Source organism: Mesorhizobium cantuariense (assembly GCF_042647205.1).
Lineage (GTDB): Bacteria > Pseudomonadota > Alphaproteobacteria > Rhizobiales > Rhizobiaceae > Mesorhizobium > Mesorhizobium cantuariense.
In genome coordinates, this window is sequence record NZ_JBHRVD010000001.1 from 2,452,729 (window position 1) to 2,470,081 (window position 17,353).

Sequence of the window (17,353 nt, forward strand, 5' to 3'; positions counted from 1 at the left end):
AAAGCAGGACATGATGAATCCAAGACCGTCGATCGCCTTCGCCAAATTTTCCGCAACCCAGACCGCGGCGAACAAGAAGGGCACAGTCTTCGTGTTGTTGGCGGATGAAGGCGGTCTGAGCGACGCTGCCAAAGCTTGTGATCCCGGCAAGACACTGGAGCGGGCCTTTCCGGTGGTCGAGTTCACGGGCAAGTTCGCCAGCACAGTGGAAGTTCTGGCGCCGCAGGGCGCGTCGCTCGACAGGCTGGTGGCGATAGGCGCAGGCAAGGTGTCGGGGCTCGACGACTATGGGTGGCTGAAGCTTGGCGGCACCATTGCCGCGTCGCTGCGCAAGGCGACCGATGTCGCGGTGGTGCTCGATCTCGCCGGCGCGTCACCAAGCGGCAAGGATGCGGCAAGCCTTGCCGCGGGCATTCTTCTGCGCAGCTATTCCTTCGACAAATACAAGACCAGGAAGGACAAGGACGACGGCAAGGCCGAGCCGAAAAAGCCGGTCAAGGTGACCATCCACACCGCCGATCCGGCTGCCGCCAAAAAAGCCTTCACGGATGCCGAGGCGGTGATCGATGGCGTGCTTCTGGCGCGCGACCTCGTCAACGAACCGGCAAACGTGCTCGGGCCGGTCGAATTCGCCGCCCGAGCCAAGGAACTCGAGACGCTCGGCGTCAAGGTCGAGATCCTCGCCGAGAAGGAGATGAAGAAGCTCGGCATGGGCTCGCTGCTCGGTGTCGCGCAAGGCTCGCCGCGCGGCGCCCGCATGGCGATCATGCAGTGGAACGGCGGCAAGCCAAAGGACAGCCCGATCGCCTTCGTCGGCAAGGGCGTTACTTTTGACACCGGCGGTAATTCGATAAAGCCGGCCTCTGGCATGGAGGACATGAAGGGCGACATGGGTGGTGCCGCCGCGGTCACCGGCCTGATGCATGCGCTGGCCGCGCGCAAGGCAAAGGCCAATGTCGTCGGCATCATCGGTCTGGTCGAGAACGCCGTCGATGGCCATGCCCAGCGTCCCGGCGACATCGTCACCTCGATGTCGGGCCAGACCATCGAGGTGCTCAACACCGACGCGGAGGGCCGCCTCGTGCTGGCCGATGCACTGTGGTACTGTAACGACCGCTTCCAGCCGAAATTCATGGTCAACCTGGCGACGCTGACCGGCGCCGTCATGGTCGCGCTCGGCCAGCATTATGCCGGGCTGTTTTCCAACAATGACGAATTGGCCGAAAAGCTGACGGCGGCGGGGCAGGCAACGCAGGAGCGGCTGTGGCGCATGCCGCTCGGTGCCGAATACGACAAGCTGATCGATTCCAAGAACGCCGACATGAAGAACATCGGCGGCCGCTATGGCGGCGCCATCATCGCAGCGCAGTTCCTGCTGCGCTTCGTCAAGGAGACGCCTTGGGCGCATCTCGACATTGCCGGCACGGCAATGGGCTCGCCGTCGAACGAGATCAACCAGTCCTGGGGATCGGGTTTCGGCGTCAGGCTGCTCGACCGGCTGGTGCGCGACAATTATGAGCAGTGACCGAATTCAATTACTATAGACTGAAGCGATGGCCGACGTCCTGTTCTACCACCTGACCGAATCGACGCTGGAGGATGCGCTGCCAGGCCTCCTGGAGCGCAGCGTCGACCGTGGCTGGCGCGCCGTGGTGCAGACCGGCACCGAGGAACGCCGCGATGCGCTCGACCAGCATCTTTGGACCTTCCGCGACGATTCGTTCCTCGCGCACGCGACCGATCGTGAAGCTCATCCCGGCGAACAGCCGATCCTCTTGACCACCGGTGACGGTAATCCCAACCAGGCTAAAATAAGGTTCCTCGTTGACGGCGCGGTGCCGCCCGACCTTGGCGGTTACGAGCGTGCCGTGTTCCTGTTCGACGGCCACGACGCCGCGCAGGTCGAAGCGGCGCGGGGACACTGGAAGGTGATGAAGGACGCCGGCCATGCCGTCACCTACTGGCAGCAGACACAAGACCGCCGCTGGGAGCGCAAGGCCTAATGCATGTCGCCCAAAGTGACCTCGGTTTTGGGAGAACGGAATCATAAAAACAAAAATCTAAAGCAGGTCGCCTGAACCGTTCAGTCGACCCGCTTTAGACGAGTGGCTTGTCACAGAAGACAGTATCTACTGCTTTGCCTTGATGCGGTTCATTTTCCTTGTGACGTAGTCGCCGTATTTCAATTTCATCGACTCGTCCGACCGGTTGCGATGCGAGCTCTTGAAAACGTACCATTCGCCATCAGGCGATTTACGCTTGTAGATAACCTTTCCCACCTGGCGATGCTCGAAGCAGGTCATCGAGCCCTTCACACCCCAGGAGCCGTGCCATTGCGCGCGCCAGCACAGCTTGCCGCCGCCGGGAATGAACCACATGCCGTCGCCATAGCCCGACTTGCCTTTGTCGTGGGTCCAGGCGTCGAACTGCCGCTGCTTGACGGCAAAGAACCCGGCGCCCTTCTTGCCCCACAGCCACGAATGGTTCTGATAGATCTGGTAGACTCCGTCGTCAGGAACCACGGCGGCCTTTTGCGCCTGCTCGGCGACTTTCGTTACCGCCTTGGCTGTCGCAGGGTCCTGGAAGGCAAGAACAAGAACGGAGCAGGCGAATGCCGCTCCGAGACAATTTCCCACTACGCGTTTCACGAAACTCCTCCACAGACTGATCTACGCCACGCCTCAGCCATCATCCCGGACCACTGGTTCGGGATGGGCCACGATCACACAAGGAGATTGGAGATCCATCCCGATCGCTTCGGGATGGATCAGCACGATGCGTCTACGGCAGCACGTTCTGGGTCACCCTCCAGTCGGGCAGACCATAGCCACCCAGCCACGGCCACACTTCCTTCTGGTTGAAATAGACGACCGAAGTCAGCGCCGGGAACTCCGCATAGGACTTGCGGGTATCGTCCTGCCACTTCGACACATAGTCCTGCTTTCCGACATAGCCGAGCTCCGCCACCACGATCGGCTTGTTGAAACCCGCGACGCGGTCATAGCCGGGCTTCAGCATCTCAGCGAACGTGCGGTCACGACCGGCCTCGTCATTATCCTTTTTTTGCAGACCGAATACAGACAGGCCGATGACGTCGACGTAGTCGTCGCCGGGGTAATATTTTTCCAGACCCTCTTCGCCTTTGGGCGACCACATGTACTTGGCAGCGGGGGCAGCCTTGCGGCAGATATCGACTTCGCGCTTGTAAGCGGAGATCCAGTCCTTGGGAGCCCAGTTGGCCCAGGTGAAGCGGCCGTTGTCGTCCTCCATTTCCTGCGCCCAGCGAATGGTCACCGGGCTCTTCATCTGTCCCACCAGGTCGCAGATTGCCTGCATGTTGGCGTCATATTTGCCGCTCAATATGCCGTCGCGCAATTCGGGCGGGGTGATGCGCCAGTCCTTCGACCAGGTCCACGGCTCGACCGTGATCAGCAGCGAACGGCCGCGTTGCAGCGCATAGGCGTCGGCCAGTGGCAGCGTCGCCAGATCGACGTCTTCCCAAGGCAGGAACAACTCTTCGATACTGGCAGTCTTGTCGGCGCTGAAGTCCCCGTAGGGATCATAGGATCCGAACGCTGAAGCGGCGCTGCTCGTCTGAACGGGGTCCGTCGCGGTTACGGAGCCAGCGCCTCCTGCAGTGGGGAACGCGGCGCTCCCGCCCAATACCAGCGCGATTGCAAGTGCATTTGCTGCAGAGTGCTTCATGTCGACCTCCCATGGCCTAAACTTCCCTGTGGAAGTTAAAGCTTCGCCCGTACGCATCGATGTTCGATCGACACGACTGTCCAAAACCAATCGGCCCTATTGGCGGAATCTGCGGGGATTTCGGAGCGACCATTGGCGGGTATGCGAGCGTTCGCACGGAGCCCACCCAAAATTATCTCTCAAGGCACCAACACCGAGGAGCTACAGAGAGAAGTATCGCCGCGATACTCACAAATTCGCGCCAACATTCCGATATATCATCCCTAGCTAATTTAAGAGCCTGTCGCGGCCAAGAGTCAAGTACAATTAACGGTTGATTAACCCTGACACCCGCAACATGGTAACGCTGCCTCGAGCCGGATCCCCACAGGACAGCCTTGGCCCCAATCGGCGAATTCTTCAACGCTGAAAATTTGCCGGCTCGTCATTCCAGTGCGCTGGTCGGTGGCGATGTTCCACGGAATTGCCCTCGCGATTCAAGGTGTTGGGTTAACCAGCTCTTAAGAAGCATAGTTAAGCAACGCTTAATTTAGTTGACTCTAAGAAAAGGTAAGTGGATTCTACGGCCGGGTTTCGAAGGCTTGTCAGCCGTCGTTCGGCTGCTCAGGATGGCGGCGGTACGGTATGAGTGTTTCCGCGGACGTAAGAATCATCAGCAGTAAGACCAGGCCGACACGGCGGCATGGGGCGGCTCTGGGCAAGGCGGCGGAGAAGGCACCTTTTCTGGTGCCCGTCCTGTCGGCCACCCAGCAGCAGATCTGGAGGCTGGGACTTGCTTGCTGGTCAGTCACCTTCGGATTTTTCTGGTTCTGGTGGCTGCAGCCCGAGCACATCGAACACGTCGTTCCATACATGTTGGCAACACTCACGCTCGTATGGCTGACGTTCATGCCGATGTATTTTCTCTTGAACGTGCATGCGATGAAAAAGCCGTCCAGGCTTCACGCGATCGCAAAGCATTCGCGGGTCGCGATGGTGGTGACCAAGGCCCCGTCCGAGCCGTTTTCCGTGGTTGCGCGAACCCTCGAGGCAATGCTGGCGCAGGACTATCCGCATGATACCTGGCTGGCCGACGAGGACCCCTCCGAGGAAACGGTTGCCTGGTGCGATGCCCACAACGTCATGATTTCGACGCGGCGCGGGCGGGAAGACTATCACCGCAAGGTGTGGCCGCGCCGGACGCGCTGCAAGGAGGGGAACCTGGCGTTCTTCTACGACCACTATGGTTATGAACGCTACCACTTCGTCGCTCAGATGGATGCGGACCACGTCCCGACACCAACCTATCTCAGGGAAATCCTGGCTGCCTTTGCCGACCCAGCGGTTGGCTATGTCTCGGCGCCGAGCATTTGCGACAACAATGCCGCGGAAAGCTGGTCGGCGCGCGGCCGGCTGTTTCCGGAAGGGATGTTCCACGGACCCTTACAGTCCGGCCACACGGGCGACGGAACGCCGCTCTGCATCGGCTCGCATTATGCTGTGCGAACCGCCGCGCTGAAGCAAGTCGGCGGCCTTGGCCCCGAATTGGCCGAAGATCACTCGACGTCCATGCTGTTCATTGCGGCTGGATGGCGCGGCGTGCATGCGATAGACGCCATTGCCCATGGCGACGGCCCGCAAACCTTCGCCGATCTCGTCACGCAGGAGTTCCAATGGTCGCGGAGCCTGATGACGATCATGCTCGAATACTCGCCCATATACCTTTCCAAGGTATCGCCACGGCTGAAATTCCAGTTCCTGTTTCGCCAGCTCTGGTATCCGCTGTTCGCCGTATTCTCGCTTTTCATGTACGCCATGCCGATATACGCGCTTCTTATGGGGCAGAACTTTGCCAATGTGACGTATATCAACTTCATTTTATACTATGCGCCAAACTCTATTTCCCTGATTATGCTGGTGATGCTGTTGAAGGCCTTCGGCCTGTCGCGCCCGCTTACCGCCAAGACGATCAGTTGGGAAGGAATGCTGTTTTCGTTCTTCGCGCGTTGGCCGTGGGTGCTGGCGGGCACGCTGTCGTCGATCCGTGATTATCTGACCAAGTCGTTCGTCGATTTTCGCGTTACCCCCAAGGGCAGCGGCCCGAAAAACCTGCTGCCTGCCCGCGTCATCGTTCCCTATGTGGCGCTTGCAATCGGAGCTTCGCTGCCGGTCCTTCTTGTGGATCACGCCTCGGACGCCACCGGCTTCTACTGGCTCGCTGCCTTCAATGCGTTCGTCTACGGGTTGCTTGTGGTCGTGATCATCGCCAGACACCTCATGGAGAACAGAATTTCGTTGCGGCGCAATGTTGCGAAACTCGCCTTGCAGGCCTCGCTCGCCGGTGTCGCGCTCTCCGTCCCGGGCGCTGCGTTTTATGACCGCGGCCTGGAAGGCATATATGGGCTGCAGCAGGGTGCAGGCAGTGTGCGCATCGTCAGCGTGGCCTATCCGGTTTCTGGGGCCGGCCGTGGCGGGATCGGAACCCGCACATTCCATTTTGACCCCGGCTGGGATTCGCCACGCTGACGCCGAAAAGGCGTCCGTGCGCAAACAGCTCCCTGAACTGCATTTGCCTTGATAGCCGGCCGGCAACCCGCGGCAACGCCAGGCACGAGTTCAAAAGATCAAATTTTAATAATATCCGATCGAGCGCCGAAAGACCGCGCTCATCATGTCGTTTGCATGATCTTTAATAAGTCCCCCCTAATATACAATCCATGATGTGAGTGGCGATGGGCTACTCGCGTGGCGCGGAAAGCAAACAAGAGCAAATAGATCTCCGCGCTCCAGCGACTTGTATTCGTGGCAGGGGATGGCGATGAACAAAATTATGGAACGAGGGGCAAGGATTGGCAAGAAATATGCATGTGCATTTGCCGCTGTTGCATTGATCTCGATAGTGTCCGGTTGCCAGAGCATGGACGCGACCAAGACCAGCTCGATCGGCACAAAGTCCGCGGTGCATACGCTCGGCAAGAAGGTGCACTACGTCAAGAAGAAGCGGCTGCATCTGATCAACCGCAAACCGCTCACGCAGATGACCAGCGTGACGCGCACGAGGGAGGAGGCCTATGCGGCCTTCGTGCGGCCGCAGCGTGTCGGCAGGCCGGCGCCGGTGAAAGTTTCCTACCGCCTGGGCAATGGCGGCCCGTTCCTGGGTCGTTCGCCCTGGATTTGTGGCCCGAGCGGTTTCGGCCAGCGCGCCAGCTGCCGTTCGCGTTACTAGAACATCAGACCCAAAAGGGCGGCGCGATTTGACTGAAGAGTCCGCCGCTCTGGTCTTCGCCGGGGGCGCGAGTCGAGGGCGAGAGGTTGGCGCAGACGTTGCGCCTTACCTCTTGCCCTCCGGCCGCCATTCCTGGCGATACCAGTCGACGAACCTTGCCCTCGATTGGCACCTTCCGCCTGAAACCGAAATCCCTCTCCAGTGCGCTGCCGATGAAGCCTGCTGCTCAGTCACCATGGGCGCAGAACCTCCATGGCGTTCCAGTCAGGTCACGATGGCTGGCTGAGGCGGTGCCAGCCGTCATTGTCACCGGGCGCCGGCCGCGGCCGCGCGACATAGGCCGATGCTCCGTTCGCCTCGTGATAGACGCGTGCCAGCATTTCCGCCAGCACGCCCGACGTCACCATCTGCACCCCGGCGATGAGCAGGAAGAAGCCGGTGAACAGCATCGGGCGTGTTCCGATGTCTTCTTCGAAAAACAGCTTCAGGCAAAGCAGGTAGGCAAGGATCAGCGAACCCAGCGCCCCAAGCACGATACCGATGCCGCCGAAGAAATGCCCGGGCCGGGTGCGATAGCGCATGAAGAAATACATGAACACCAGATCGAGCACGACCCTGAAGGTGCGCGAAATGCCGTATTTGGACTGGCCGTGGATGCGGGCATGATGCGTCACCACCTCCTGCGCGATGCGTCTCGGGGTCGTCACCGTGGCCAGCCATGCAGGGATGAAGCGGTGCATCTCGCCATAGAGCTTGACGCTGCGGATGACGTCGCCGCGATAGACCTTGAGGCTGCAGCCATAGTCCTTGAGGCGGACGCCGGTGACGCGCGCGATCAGCGCGTTGGCGATACGCGAGGGGAGTCTGCGCATGAAAAAACCTTCCTGGCGGTCCTTGCGCCAGCCGACCACGAGGTCGAGATCCTCGCTCAGCAGGCGGTAGACCATGCGCGGGATGTCGAAGGGATCATTCTGCAGGTCGCCGTCGATCGTGGCGATGACGTCGCCGCGCGCGGCGTCGATGCCGGCCTGCATCGCGGCGGTCTGCTTGTAGTTACGCACGAGCTCGACCGCATGCACATGCGGGCCGTAATGCGCTGCCAGGCGCCTGATCTCGCTCACCGTCGCGTCGGTGCTGCCGTCATCGACCAGCACGACCTCCCACGGCTGGCTGTAGCGTTCCATCGCCTGGTGAATCCGCGCCAGCAGCGGCTCGACGTTTTCGGCTTCGTTGTACATGGGTACGACGATGGACAGCGTATGGTTCGGCATCACCGCGCCGTCAGGCAGTCCCGAAGCAGGGATCGGCAATATGTTCATTGGGATGGCTTCCTTGCAGGTCCGACAGCCGGGTTCCCCGGCAGCGTCGATTTCGAGGGAAACAGCCAGGCGATCGCGCCCGTGGCGATAGCCGAGCAGAAGATGAACAGATGCAGCGCCAGCGCCGCCTGCAGGCCACTCTTCATCGCGATGCCGGAGGTGAGCAGCGCCGCCGCCGCTCCCGCTTCATAGGTGCCGAAGCCAGCGACGCCTTGCACCGGCAGTATTGCGGCGCCTTCGGCCCCGACGACGCCTGGAAAGGCGGTGGTGAACGATGTCCCCAGCATCAGCGCCAGCAGCCATCCCTGCACGGCGAGCTTCAGTGACCAGTTGGCGATCGTCCACCACCAGCCGTAGCGCGAGCGCCCGGTCGCCTCGGTGAAGATATCGCGAAGCAGGCCGAGCTTCGCCACGATCCTGCTGCGCCCGGCCCAGTCATGCGGAGCGCGCGCCCAGCGCGGCAGGTACCAGGCGGCGGCGATCAAGGCGGCCACGCCAGCGACCCTTATCGCCGGATGCAGCCCCGGCCACACCGCCAAGGCCAGCACGCCGACGACGAAGGCGTCCTGCAGCCTGAACCACAGCAGCGAGGCGCTGGCGCGCATGATCGGTACGCCGAAGACCTGACGCAGGAGCAGGGGAAAGGCCGTCTCGCCGCCGCGGAAGGGTACGACGTTGATCATCGCATTGTGGATCAGAATGACGCGCAGGCAGGCGCCGAAACGGCCATGCACCTCGTCGCGGAACTCGTCGCAGACGCGCAGCGCACGCAAGACATAGGTGACGAAGAACGCGATCGTCGCCACCGCGAACGTGCCGAGCGTGACGCGGTCGAAGGCGTCGCCGACCATCCGCCAGCGCGAGTCGCTGGCCAGCCAGGCCAGCAAAGCCAGTGTCACAATGATCGAAATCGCTCGTTTCAACAATTCCTCCGGTCGCAACCGTCGAATTCCGCCAGCCGCGTAGAGATCTTGGACCTTGCTGGCCGGCTTGTCTCGCTTAGCTGGCTGCATTGGGCAGGCGAGGGCGGATTCGCAAGGTCACTGACCGTCGCCGAATTTCCAACGTTTGCCTGATCCCCAGCCCATAAGCCCAACGGCCTGACCAGATCAAGGCCGGCTGATTTCATAAATCAGGAGGTTGTCTGAATCCACCTGCTTGGTCCCGATCTTGTTGAGATAGTCGATCACCCCGTCATGATGCTCGAGGAACGGCCGTTTTTGGCTGTCTTCGGCATCCTTTGCCACACCAAACCAATCCGCGCCTTGCGTGCGAAGTTCCTCAAGTTGTGCTATCGCGATGGCATCGTCCTCGACGAACCTGGACCACTCGACATCGCCGCCACCGGGCGGAAATACCCACCCGCGCGCCCTGCTGTAATAGACAGCGACAGGATCTCCCACCTCCGGAGCGATGGCCACGACAAGATCGCCAGGCCGGGCCCTGCGCGCCAACTCGTCGCCAAGCAACTTTCCATTCATGGCGAAGGGCGTCTTCATCGTCTCGACAAGAGGAAAAGTAGACCAGATAAGCGTAGCGGCGACGATGCAAACTGATCGAACAACGACCCCAGGAGACAAAATGGTTTTGGCTCCAAGCGTAGCCAGGACGAGCGCGCCACGGCCGCAAAACATCGCAAATGGCACGTGGAATATATGGTAGTTCCACGGATTGTTCGTGATCTCACGTGCCGCTGCGAGATAAACCACGAAAGCCGCAGCTAGCCACACGAAAGGTATCGCCGAAAGCAAGCGCTCTTTCGGTTCCGCGACGGGCTGGGGTGGCATCCAGAATCCTACCGCCATCAAAATCATGAACGGATAGCCGTAAAACCACCAGACCGACGTATTCCAAACGGATTTGAAATAGAAATCGTTCTTGAAAAACGCCCAGAATCCGGAATCCCAGATGTATCCGCTGCCCGCGACATGAAACGGCGGATAGGTGCGCCCGAGATAAATGGCCCAGCTGTAGTAAGCAGCGATGACGGCCAGGCTGACCAGTCCGCTTATGAATACTTTGGCCGTCTGCCTCCGCCGATTTTGTAGAAGCCAGCAAACCATCAGATAGAATATGACACCTCCGGCAGCCAAACCCGGTGGTTTTGCAAGCACGCCAAGGGAAAAGCTGGCTGTGGCGAGAGGGAGTAGCCACTCACTGCCTCCCACCCAGTATTTCGTGAAAAGCCAGACGCCCAAGGTTACCAGAGCCAGCATCGAGGGGTCGGGAAGAAACGAACTGTCGATCATGATTGTCGCGGGCATCAGCGCGTAGGCCAGAGCTGCGACATGCGCGTGTGTTTCGCCCCAGCACAGGGCTGTCAGCCGGTGCAGCGAAAAGACCGTCACCAGACCGAAGAAGGCCGCAACCATACGGCCGAACCAGTCGTGCCAGCCGAAGAGTTGATAGAGCAGGGCGGTCAGATAGCTGACGATCTGGAACTCGCGGCCCTGATAGCTTGGCCCTGGTCCGGTCCAGCTGACCTCGGGGAAGAAGATGTTCCAGCTGCGCTGCTGGAAATTGTCGGCCATCATGGCCGTGCTTGTCTCGCGCCAGCTGAAGGCATCGACCAGCGGCAAGGTGATGTTGTGGAACCTGAACACGACTGCAATGGACAGGATTCCCAGCAAGATCGCCGTGTTGGGGCTCAGGTAGTTGCGAGCAGCCATGCCCCGGTCGGTCGACTGCTGCAGGTATTGCTGACCTTCGGCTTGATTCAACTCCGGGTCGTCCGTCATTTGAAACCGCGTCCTCCCTGACGTCTGCGGATGTTGCTTTTGTGCGCGATTGTCAGAGGTGGAGGACTATACGACGCAATTCTTAATTTTGACGATTGCAGGCCGCGCGCGCGTCTCGAATAGTTGTTGTCCGTCCGCTTCGCAAAGGTTGACATCACTGTTCTCGCGACTGTTAAATAGTACGTACGGCTGTCAGAGCGCTGATAGTGCTACCTTGGGCCAACCAGGCATGCGAACGCCAATTGTACCGACAGCTCTGACCAGATTGCCACCGCTTGGTGTCGACTGTCGGCAACGCAAGGAACGTCGGTTCGCAAGTTGCACGCAGCTTATGTTTCTCCTGGCCCTCTGCGGTCAGACGGCCCTTTCGGGAACGGCGCACGCGGCCGCCGCCAAAGACAGCGGACCTGCGAAAGCGGATACCGCTCCTGTTCCAACTGCCTACGAGTTGCAGCTTCTTTATGCCGACCGCACATGGGTATGGAAAAACGGAGCGGCTTATTTCGCGCAGGCCAATCGACGCCTCGAGGCCTGGACGTCGGGGCAGGACACGGCGTCTGTCGCGGAGGGCAGATGGCTGGTGACCAAGGACGGCAAGATGTGCATGGAACTCGCCTGGCGGTCGAAGAGCTACACCGGCGAGCAGCATCGCACCTGCTACAGCCATCGCATCCAGGGCGGGAACATCGAGCAACGCAAGGACCCGGACGGGGAATGGTACAGTTTCAAGCGATCTCCCGAGGATACTTCCGACGAACACAGGAAATTCGAAACAGGCGACACAAAGCGCGCGCAGTTCGAGGAAACCCGCAAGCTGGTCGATTCCAAGATCTAGGCCGTGTTTCAGCAAGCATTGCCGGCATGAGCCATGACACAGCCAGCGATTTTCGCGATCCCCCTCCGGACGCCTGTCAAGGAACCGGCGAATCGCTTATGGTGAAGCATCAAGCGGTTCGGCTGGAGCGGTCCGCGCGCCGGCCGCCGATTGATCGCATTCAATTGTATCTGACAGAACGACGAGATGTATCTGACAGAACGACGAGATGTATCTGACAGAACGACGAGACGGTGGGCCTCCCACAGGTTTTCATGAAATTTAATAATTAGTGATGTCTAATGTTCCCGCGTGATGTGCGAGTGGTTACTCATGCGGCGTGAAAGCGACGAAAGCATAGTATGTCGCAACGCGCCCATGGCTTATACTTGATAACAAGGGACACATGATGAATAATTCCGCAATGGGCGCATTTCGCTCAAGCAAAAATATCATATCTATTGTTGGTGCTGTAGCGATGATCTCTGCGGTTGCAGGCTGTCAGGGTATGGATGCGACCGAAACCAATTCGGTCCTCATCAAGCCTGTGGTCCACGCGGTCCGCAGCCGGCCCGCGGTCCAGCCGGTACAAGCTGGATTCTTCGTGCGTTCGCTCAGAGCCGAGCCGACGATCCAGATGACCAGCACAGTGCGCACGGCTGAAGCTGAAAGAGATTACGCCTTTGCATCGCCGCAGCGGATCAAAGTCCGCACGCCGGCGCCGGTGAAAGTCTCTTTCAATCCGGGCGATGGCGGCACGTCCCTGGGCGGTTCGCCTTATATCTGCAGCCCTAGCGGGTTTGGCCAACGCGCGAGCTGCCGCCCCCGCTATCTCTGATCTGTCGAGCGGCGACAGACGCTGCCGCCTCGGTTGGCGGCAGTTTCGTCGGCTTCGTCGCCAGCCCAAAGAATGGGGCAGCCGTCCTGACGATCGTGTCGATGTCGGAAAGCTCCGGCACAAAGCCAAGCTGTTCGCGTGCGCTTCCCGGATCGGCGTAGAGTGCCGCCGGGTCGCCCGGGCGCCGGCTCCTGAAGACGGCCGGAACCGATCTTGACGTCATTCGGCTGACCGCCTGGACAATCTCCTTGATGGATATGCCCCGCCCGGTGCCAAGGTTGACCGCCAGGCTTTGTCCGCCGCCCTCAAGATGCATGAGGGCTTTCAGATGGGCGCGGGCCAGATCGCTGACATGGATATAGTCGCGTACGCAGGTGCCGTCCGACGTATCGTAGTCCGTGCCGAAAACCTCGATCTCGTCGATGATGCCTGATGCGGCCATGAGCACTCTGGGAACCAGGTGCGTCTCCGGCGAATGCCACTCACCTAGCTCGCCGTCGGGATCGGCGCCGCAAGCGTTGAAATAGCGCAGGATCGCGAATTTCATTCCATATGCGGACGCATAGTCGCCGATGATCTGTTCGCCCATCAGCTTGGTGCGCCCGTAAGGGCTGATCGGATTTTGCGCGGAGGTCTCGCGCACGGGCAACGCTTCCGGCACGCCGTAGGTTGCGCAGCTGCTGGAGAAGATGATGTTCTCGATGGAACTCGCGCGCGCCGCGTCGAGCACCGCGATGGTGCCTGTTACATTGGTCGAGTAATATTCGGCCGGCTCGCGAACGGACTCGCCAACATAGGCCAGCGCCGCAAAGTGGATGACTGCCGTCGGTCGATACGTCTTCATCGCCGCCTGCAGCGCATTCTGGTTCCGGGTATCGCCGACGACAAGCGGGCCCCAGGCGACGGACTTCTCGTTGCCGCGGCTCAGATTGTCGAAAACCACCGGCAAATAGCCGGCCGCGGCCAGCAGCTTGCAGGTGTGGCTGCCGATGAAGCCGGCCCCTCCCGTCACCAGGATTGCCGGCTGGGTCATGAAGCCGCGGCTCCTTTGGCGCTCTGACCTCCGTAGAGCAGGGTGTCAAAATACTCGACGGTACGCGCGAGCCCCTGGCGCAGGCTGACTTTCGGCTCCCAGCCGAGATTGGCCTTGGCAAAGGAAATGTCCGGCTTGCGCTGTCTGGGGTCGTCGACCGGCAGCGGCCGATGCACGATCTTCGATCGGGCGTTGGTGTAATCGACGACCAGCGTCGCCAGTTCCATGATGGTGAACTCGGCAGGGTTGCCGAGGTTAACCGGGTGCGCGGGCGTGCTCGGCGCGTTCATCAGCCGGATAAAGCCCTCGATCAGGTCGTCGGCATAGCAGAAGGAGCGCGTCTGCAGGCCGCTGCCGTAGACGGTCAGGTCTTTGCCGCGCAACGCCTGGACGATGAAGTTCGAAACCACGCGCCCGTCATCGGGCTGCATGCGGCGGCCGTAGGTGTTGAAAATGCGCGCGACGCGGATATCGAGGCCATAGGTTCTCGAATAGTCGAAGAACAGGGTTTCGGCCGAGCGCTTGCCTTCATCGTAGCAGGACCGCGGTCCGTGCGTATTGACGTTGCCGAAGTAGCTCTCAGGCTGTGGGTGCACGAAGGGGTCGCCATAGACTTCGGACGTCGAGGCCTGGAATATCTTGGCCTTGTTCTGTCGCGCGAGCTCCAGAAGGTTCAGCGAACCAAGCACGCTTGTCTTGAAGGTATGGATCGGGTCTGCCTGGTAGTGCGGCGGAGAGGCTGGGCAGGCGAGATTGTAGATCTCATCGCACTGAAGGCCCGAAGGCAGTCCATCGACGATATCGTGCTCGATGCACGTGAATCTCGGATTACGCAGAAGGGCATTGAGATTGTATCTCTTGCCGGTGTGGAAATTGTCGAGCACGACAACCTCGTATCCGTCCCGCAAAAGACGTTCGCACAGATGCGATCCTAAAAATCCCGCGCCTCCGGCGACCAGGGCGCGGCTTCGGTTTTGGTTGGCGCCCCTTTGGCTGCCGGATTCCAGTTTCAGAACCTTGACAAGCTTACCCATGCTTACCTCGCACGCACACGCCACCGCCGGGCCGGGACAAAGCATCGCCCGGCCACGTCCTTGAGAACGTGGCAAACCTCCGCATCTGCGGAATCGCCATCACTGATGTGCGTTAATTGTTCTTTGGGTTCGCGGAATTGGTGCTACGACACGACCTATGTGTAGCCGTTCAGCACTTTTCTGCGCCCCGAAACCGCGATCATACGCCTGATGCCATCATCGTCGATTGCTCGCCCAAATTGCACATCCCAACGCATCGAAAATATACCTGTGGAAATTATAGTCAACTAAATTAGCATTTTCTTAACTACATCCGTTTGCGAATGTTAATCATGTGATCGCGTCGGCTCCTCAAGGCTGAGCTGCGGGTGGCCCAGGCCGATCCTCGTTATGAATCAGCGTATTGGCTCGGCCCTCGAAAATATGTAGTCGGACGCTACAAGCTGTTCTCAAGGCAGAATCAAAGCTGGAGGCGAGGAGGCGCTAAGAATGAGCATGTGGCGCAATTCGGGGCACCAGCCTGGGAACATTCAGCCGAAAAACGGAATTTTACGATCTGAGTGACAGTCAAATTTTCAGAACGCAATGAGATTGTTACCAAAACCCGCTCGGGTTGCAGATATAAACATCCGGATATGAGTATTCATACGAGATGGCTTGGCCTACAGCAGTCGCACCGCAGCTCGGCAGCATGGGGAGAAAGCTAATTGGCAAAGATTTGTAGACAAATTGGTTTGCAATTGCCAATTTTTATTTCATCTTCTCTTCATGATGCTGACCGTAATATTTGTACATCAAGGCCACTCATTTGCAAGGCGCAAGTCAATGGTCCCATTTCGTCGGAACGCGCACATGGACGTTCATTTCTTAGTGGAATACCGCTCATTTTAGCGATGGCTTTTGAGCGCATAGGTAGAACCTTGTCTGCATTGTCGGGCGGCCGCGTCACCAATCTGGTTGCTCCCGCACCCGCATGATCCACCTCCTGGGTAGCTGCGGCAACTGGCCATCGCCTTTTGATCGTCAGGGCGCTATTGGCAAGGTCACGATACGCTGTGGTGATCTGAATGCGCTTTCTGTTTGTCCTGATCTTGCTCGCCGGCACCGGCATCGGTGTCATCTATCCCTGGGCGATGAGCAATTTCTCCGGCCATGAGATTGGCACCTGGCGGGCCTATGAGCAGGGCCGCTTCAAGCCGGTCACGGTACCGCTCGCCGCCCGCGACGCACCGGTGCGGGTGTTGCTCGACCTGACCGCAAGAGCCGAGCGCATCGTCTCGCAGCAGCGCACCGTGCTGACGCTGACCGCCGCCAGCAATGGCCGCACGGTGCTCGCCTCGACGCTGCAGTTCAACCATTCCGACAACCCGCGCCAGGCCAGCCCGCAGCTGCCCGACAAGATTTTTCGCGATGAGGCCGGCGTGATCGCGACCGTCAGCCCGGGCCCCTATATCTTCACCGTCGGACCGGGTGATGCCGACGACATACCGATGCGAGCGGTCGATCTCATCTTGCGCTCCGGTGTCGGCGAGATCGACAGCCGTGCACGGCCGGTCGGCTTCTCGCTGATGGCGATCGGCTTGATCGGGTTTTTGCTGAGCCTACGCTCTGGCGGCGGCCGGCCGGAGAATCCGAACTCGCAGCCGCCACCGCCGCGTTGGGGCAGGGGCTCCACGTGAACTACCGCCACGCCTATCATGCCGGGAATTTCGCCGACGTCGTCAAGCATGTCGTGCTGACGCGATTGCTCGAGTATCTGAAGCAGAAGGACAAGGCGTTTCGCGTCATCGACACGCATGCCGGCATCGGCCGCTACGATCTGTCGTCGATCGAAGCGCAGAAGACCGGTGAGTGGCAAGGCGGCATCGGCAGGCTGATCGATGCCCCGTTTGCAGCACCGGTGGCGGCACTGCTTGCGCCTTATCTGGACACGGTGCGCTCACTCAACCCCGAGGGTGGCATCCAGAAATATCCGGGCTCACCGCTGATCGCGCGTCATCTGATGCGCAAGCAGGACCGGCTGACAGCGATCGAGCTGCACTCCAAGGATGTCGCGAAGCTGAGGACGCTCTTTGCCGGTGATTTCCAGGCCAGGATCATCGAACTCGATGGCTGGCTGGCGCTCGGCGCGCATCTGCCGCCGAAGGAAAAGCGCGGCCTGGTTCTCATCGATCCGCCATTCGAGGAAGCGGGCGAGTTCGAGCGCCTCGTCGACGGGCTCATGAGGGCGCACAAGCGGTGGCCCGGCGGCATCTATGCGCTGTGGTATCCGATCAAGGACCGCAAGGCGATCATCGCCTTCCGCAAGGCGCTGAAGCAATCCGGCATCCCGAAGTTGCTCGACATAGAATTCGAGATCAGGCCGGCCTCTTCGGAGCCCAGCCTCGACGGCAGCGGCCTGCTGGTGGTCAATCCGCCTTTCACGCTGGAAGGCGAACTGCGCGCATTGCTGCCGGCTTTGCACAGATTGCTTGCGGTGGGGAGGCCGGCCCACTGGTCGCTGGAATGGCTGGCCGGGGAATAGGCTTGACGGGGAGGACTTCGGATCTCGCCGTTCGGCGCCAGGCGCGAAAAGCCCGCGTTCCGGAAGGGTGAGGAAAGCGGGCTTTTTAGCGACCAGGGGCTCGCGCAAGACCGGCTTTGGCCAACGCAGTTCCCAACTGGGAA

General features: G+C 60.1%; 15 protein-coding genes. 8 read left to right on the top strand and 7 right to left on the bottom strand.

The genetic code is table 11. The annotated features are described in order from the left end of the window. Positions 1–13 precede the first annotated feature (13 nt). Together ACFOJ9_RS11365 and ACFOJ9_RS11370 are read left to right on the top strand one after the other, a co-directional pair. Positions 14–1,525, top strand: a complete 1,512-nt coding sequence (locus ACFOJ9_RS11365) for a leucyl aminopeptidase (RefSeq protein WP_378987717.1) — start codon at positions 14–16, stop codon at positions 1,523–1,525. Between the two features lie 28 nt (positions 1,526–1,553). Further along, positions 1,554–2,003, top strand: coding sequence for a DNA polymerase III subunit chi (locus ACFOJ9_RS11370; protein WP_378978957.1), 450 nt, complete (start codon positions 1,554–1,556; stop codon positions 2,001–2,003). Positions 2,004–2,129: 126 nt separating this feature from the next. Here ACFOJ9_RS11370 and ACFOJ9_RS11375 read toward each other — a convergent pair whose 3' ends face one another. Together ACFOJ9_RS11375 and ACFOJ9_RS11380 are read right to left on the bottom strand one after the other, a co-directional pair. After that, on the bottom strand, positions 2,130–2,648 hold the full coding sequence (locus ACFOJ9_RS11375) for a DUF995 domain-containing protein (RefSeq protein WP_378978958.1): 519 nt from the start codon (positions 2,646–2,648) through the stop codon (positions 2,130–2,132). A 133-nt stretch (positions 2,649–2,781) separates the two neighbouring features. Beyond that, the gene (locus tag ACFOJ9_RS11380; RefSeq protein WP_378978959.1) at positions 2,782–3,705 is read right to left on the bottom strand and encodes a glycoside hydrolase family 26 protein; all 924 of its coding nucleotides are present in this window, start codon (positions 3,703–3,705) and stop codon (positions 2,782–2,784) included. Positions 3,706–4,329: 624 nt separating this feature from the next. On the opposite strand from ACFOJ9_RS11380, the gene ACFOJ9_RS11385 reads away from it, so the two are divergent. Then, the gene (locus ACFOJ9_RS11385) at positions 4,330–6,210 is read left to right on the top strand and encodes a glycosyltransferase family 2 protein (RefSeq protein ID WP_378978960.1); all 1,881 of its coding nucleotides are present in this window, start codon (positions 4,330–4,332) and stop codon (positions 6,208–6,210) included. 391 nt (positions 6,211–6,601) lie between these two features. Beyond that, the gene (locus ACFOJ9_RS11390; protein WP_378978961.1) at positions 6,602–6,910 is read left to right on the top strand and encodes a hypothetical protein; all 309 of its coding nucleotides are present in this window, start codon (positions 6,602–6,604) and stop codon (positions 6,908–6,910) included. Positions 6,911–7,179: 269 nt separating this feature from the next. Here ACFOJ9_RS11390 and ACFOJ9_RS11395 read toward each other — a convergent pair whose 3' ends face one another. The 3 genes from ACFOJ9_RS11395 to ACFOJ9_RS11405 all read right to left on the bottom strand — a co-directional run bounded on the left by ACFOJ9_RS11395 (position 7,180) and on the right by ACFOJ9_RS11405 (position 10,967). After that, on the bottom strand, positions 7,180–8,181 hold the full coding sequence (locus ACFOJ9_RS11395) for a glycosyltransferase family 2 protein (protein WP_378987720.1): 1,002 nt from the start codon (positions 8,179–8,181) through the stop codon (positions 7,180–7,182). Positions 8,182–8,225: 44 nt separating this feature from the next. Further along, positions 8,226–9,152, bottom strand: a complete 927-nt coding sequence (locus tag ACFOJ9_RS11400) for a lysylphosphatidylglycerol synthase domain-containing protein (RefSeq protein ID WP_378978962.1) — start codon at positions 9,150–9,152, stop codon at positions 8,226–8,228. A 186-nt stretch (positions 9,153–9,338) separates the two neighbouring features. Further along, on the bottom strand, positions 9,339–10,967 hold the full coding sequence (locus tag ACFOJ9_RS11405; RefSeq protein WP_378978963.1) for an ArnT family glycosyltransferase: 1,629 nt from the start codon (positions 10,965–10,967) through the stop codon (positions 9,339–9,341). A gap of 331 nt (positions 10,968–11,298) precedes the next feature. On the opposite strand from ACFOJ9_RS11405, the gene ACFOJ9_RS11410 reads away from it, so the two are divergent. Then, complete coding sequence (locus ACFOJ9_RS11410; protein ID WP_378978964.1) at positions 11,299–11,802, top strand: DUF995 domain-containing protein; 504 nt, start codon at positions 11,299–11,301, stop codon at positions 11,800–11,802. Between the two features lie 388 nt (positions 11,803–12,190). Beyond that, complete coding sequence (locus tag ACFOJ9_RS11415) at positions 12,191–12,619, top strand: hypothetical protein (protein WP_378978965.1); 429 nt, start codon at positions 12,191–12,193, stop codon at positions 12,617–12,619. On the opposite strand, the gene galE is transcribed toward ACFOJ9_RS11415, so the two are convergent. Then, positions 12,573–13,652 (bottom strand): UDP-glucose 4-epimerase GalE, encoded by a 1,080-nt coding sequence (galE, locus tag ACFOJ9_RS11420; RefSeq protein ID WP_378978966.1) that lies wholly within the window; start codon positions 13,650–13,652, stop codon positions 12,573–12,575. The two genes, ACFOJ9_RS11415 and galE, sit on opposite strands and share 47 nt — an antisense overlap. Then, entirely contained in the window at positions 13,649–14,686 is a 1,038-nt protein-coding gene (locus ACFOJ9_RS11425; protein ID WP_378978967.1) for a UDP-glucuronic acid decarboxylase family protein, read from the bottom strand. The genes galE and ACFOJ9_RS11425 overlap by 4 nt, the downstream gene beginning before the upstream one ends. A 1,067-nt stretch (positions 14,687–15,753) precedes the next feature. Between ACFOJ9_RS11425 and ACFOJ9_RS11430 the strand changes: the two genes are divergently transcribed. Together ACFOJ9_RS11430 and ACFOJ9_RS11435 are read left to right on the top strand one after the other, a co-directional pair. Then, entirely contained in the window at positions 15,754–16,365 is a 612-nt protein-coding gene (locus ACFOJ9_RS11430) for a hypothetical protein (RefSeq protein WP_378978968.1), read from the top strand. After that, positions 16,362–17,210: a 23S rRNA (adenine(2030)-N(6))-methyltransferase RlmJ gene (locus ACFOJ9_RS11435; RefSeq protein ID WP_378978969.1), complete on the top strand. Its 849-nt coding sequence runs from the start codon at positions 16,362–16,364 to the stop codon at positions 17,208–17,210. The genes ACFOJ9_RS11430 and ACFOJ9_RS11435 overlap by 4 nt, the downstream gene beginning before the upstream one ends. The last annotated feature ends 143 nt before the right edge of the window (positions 17,211–17,353 follow it).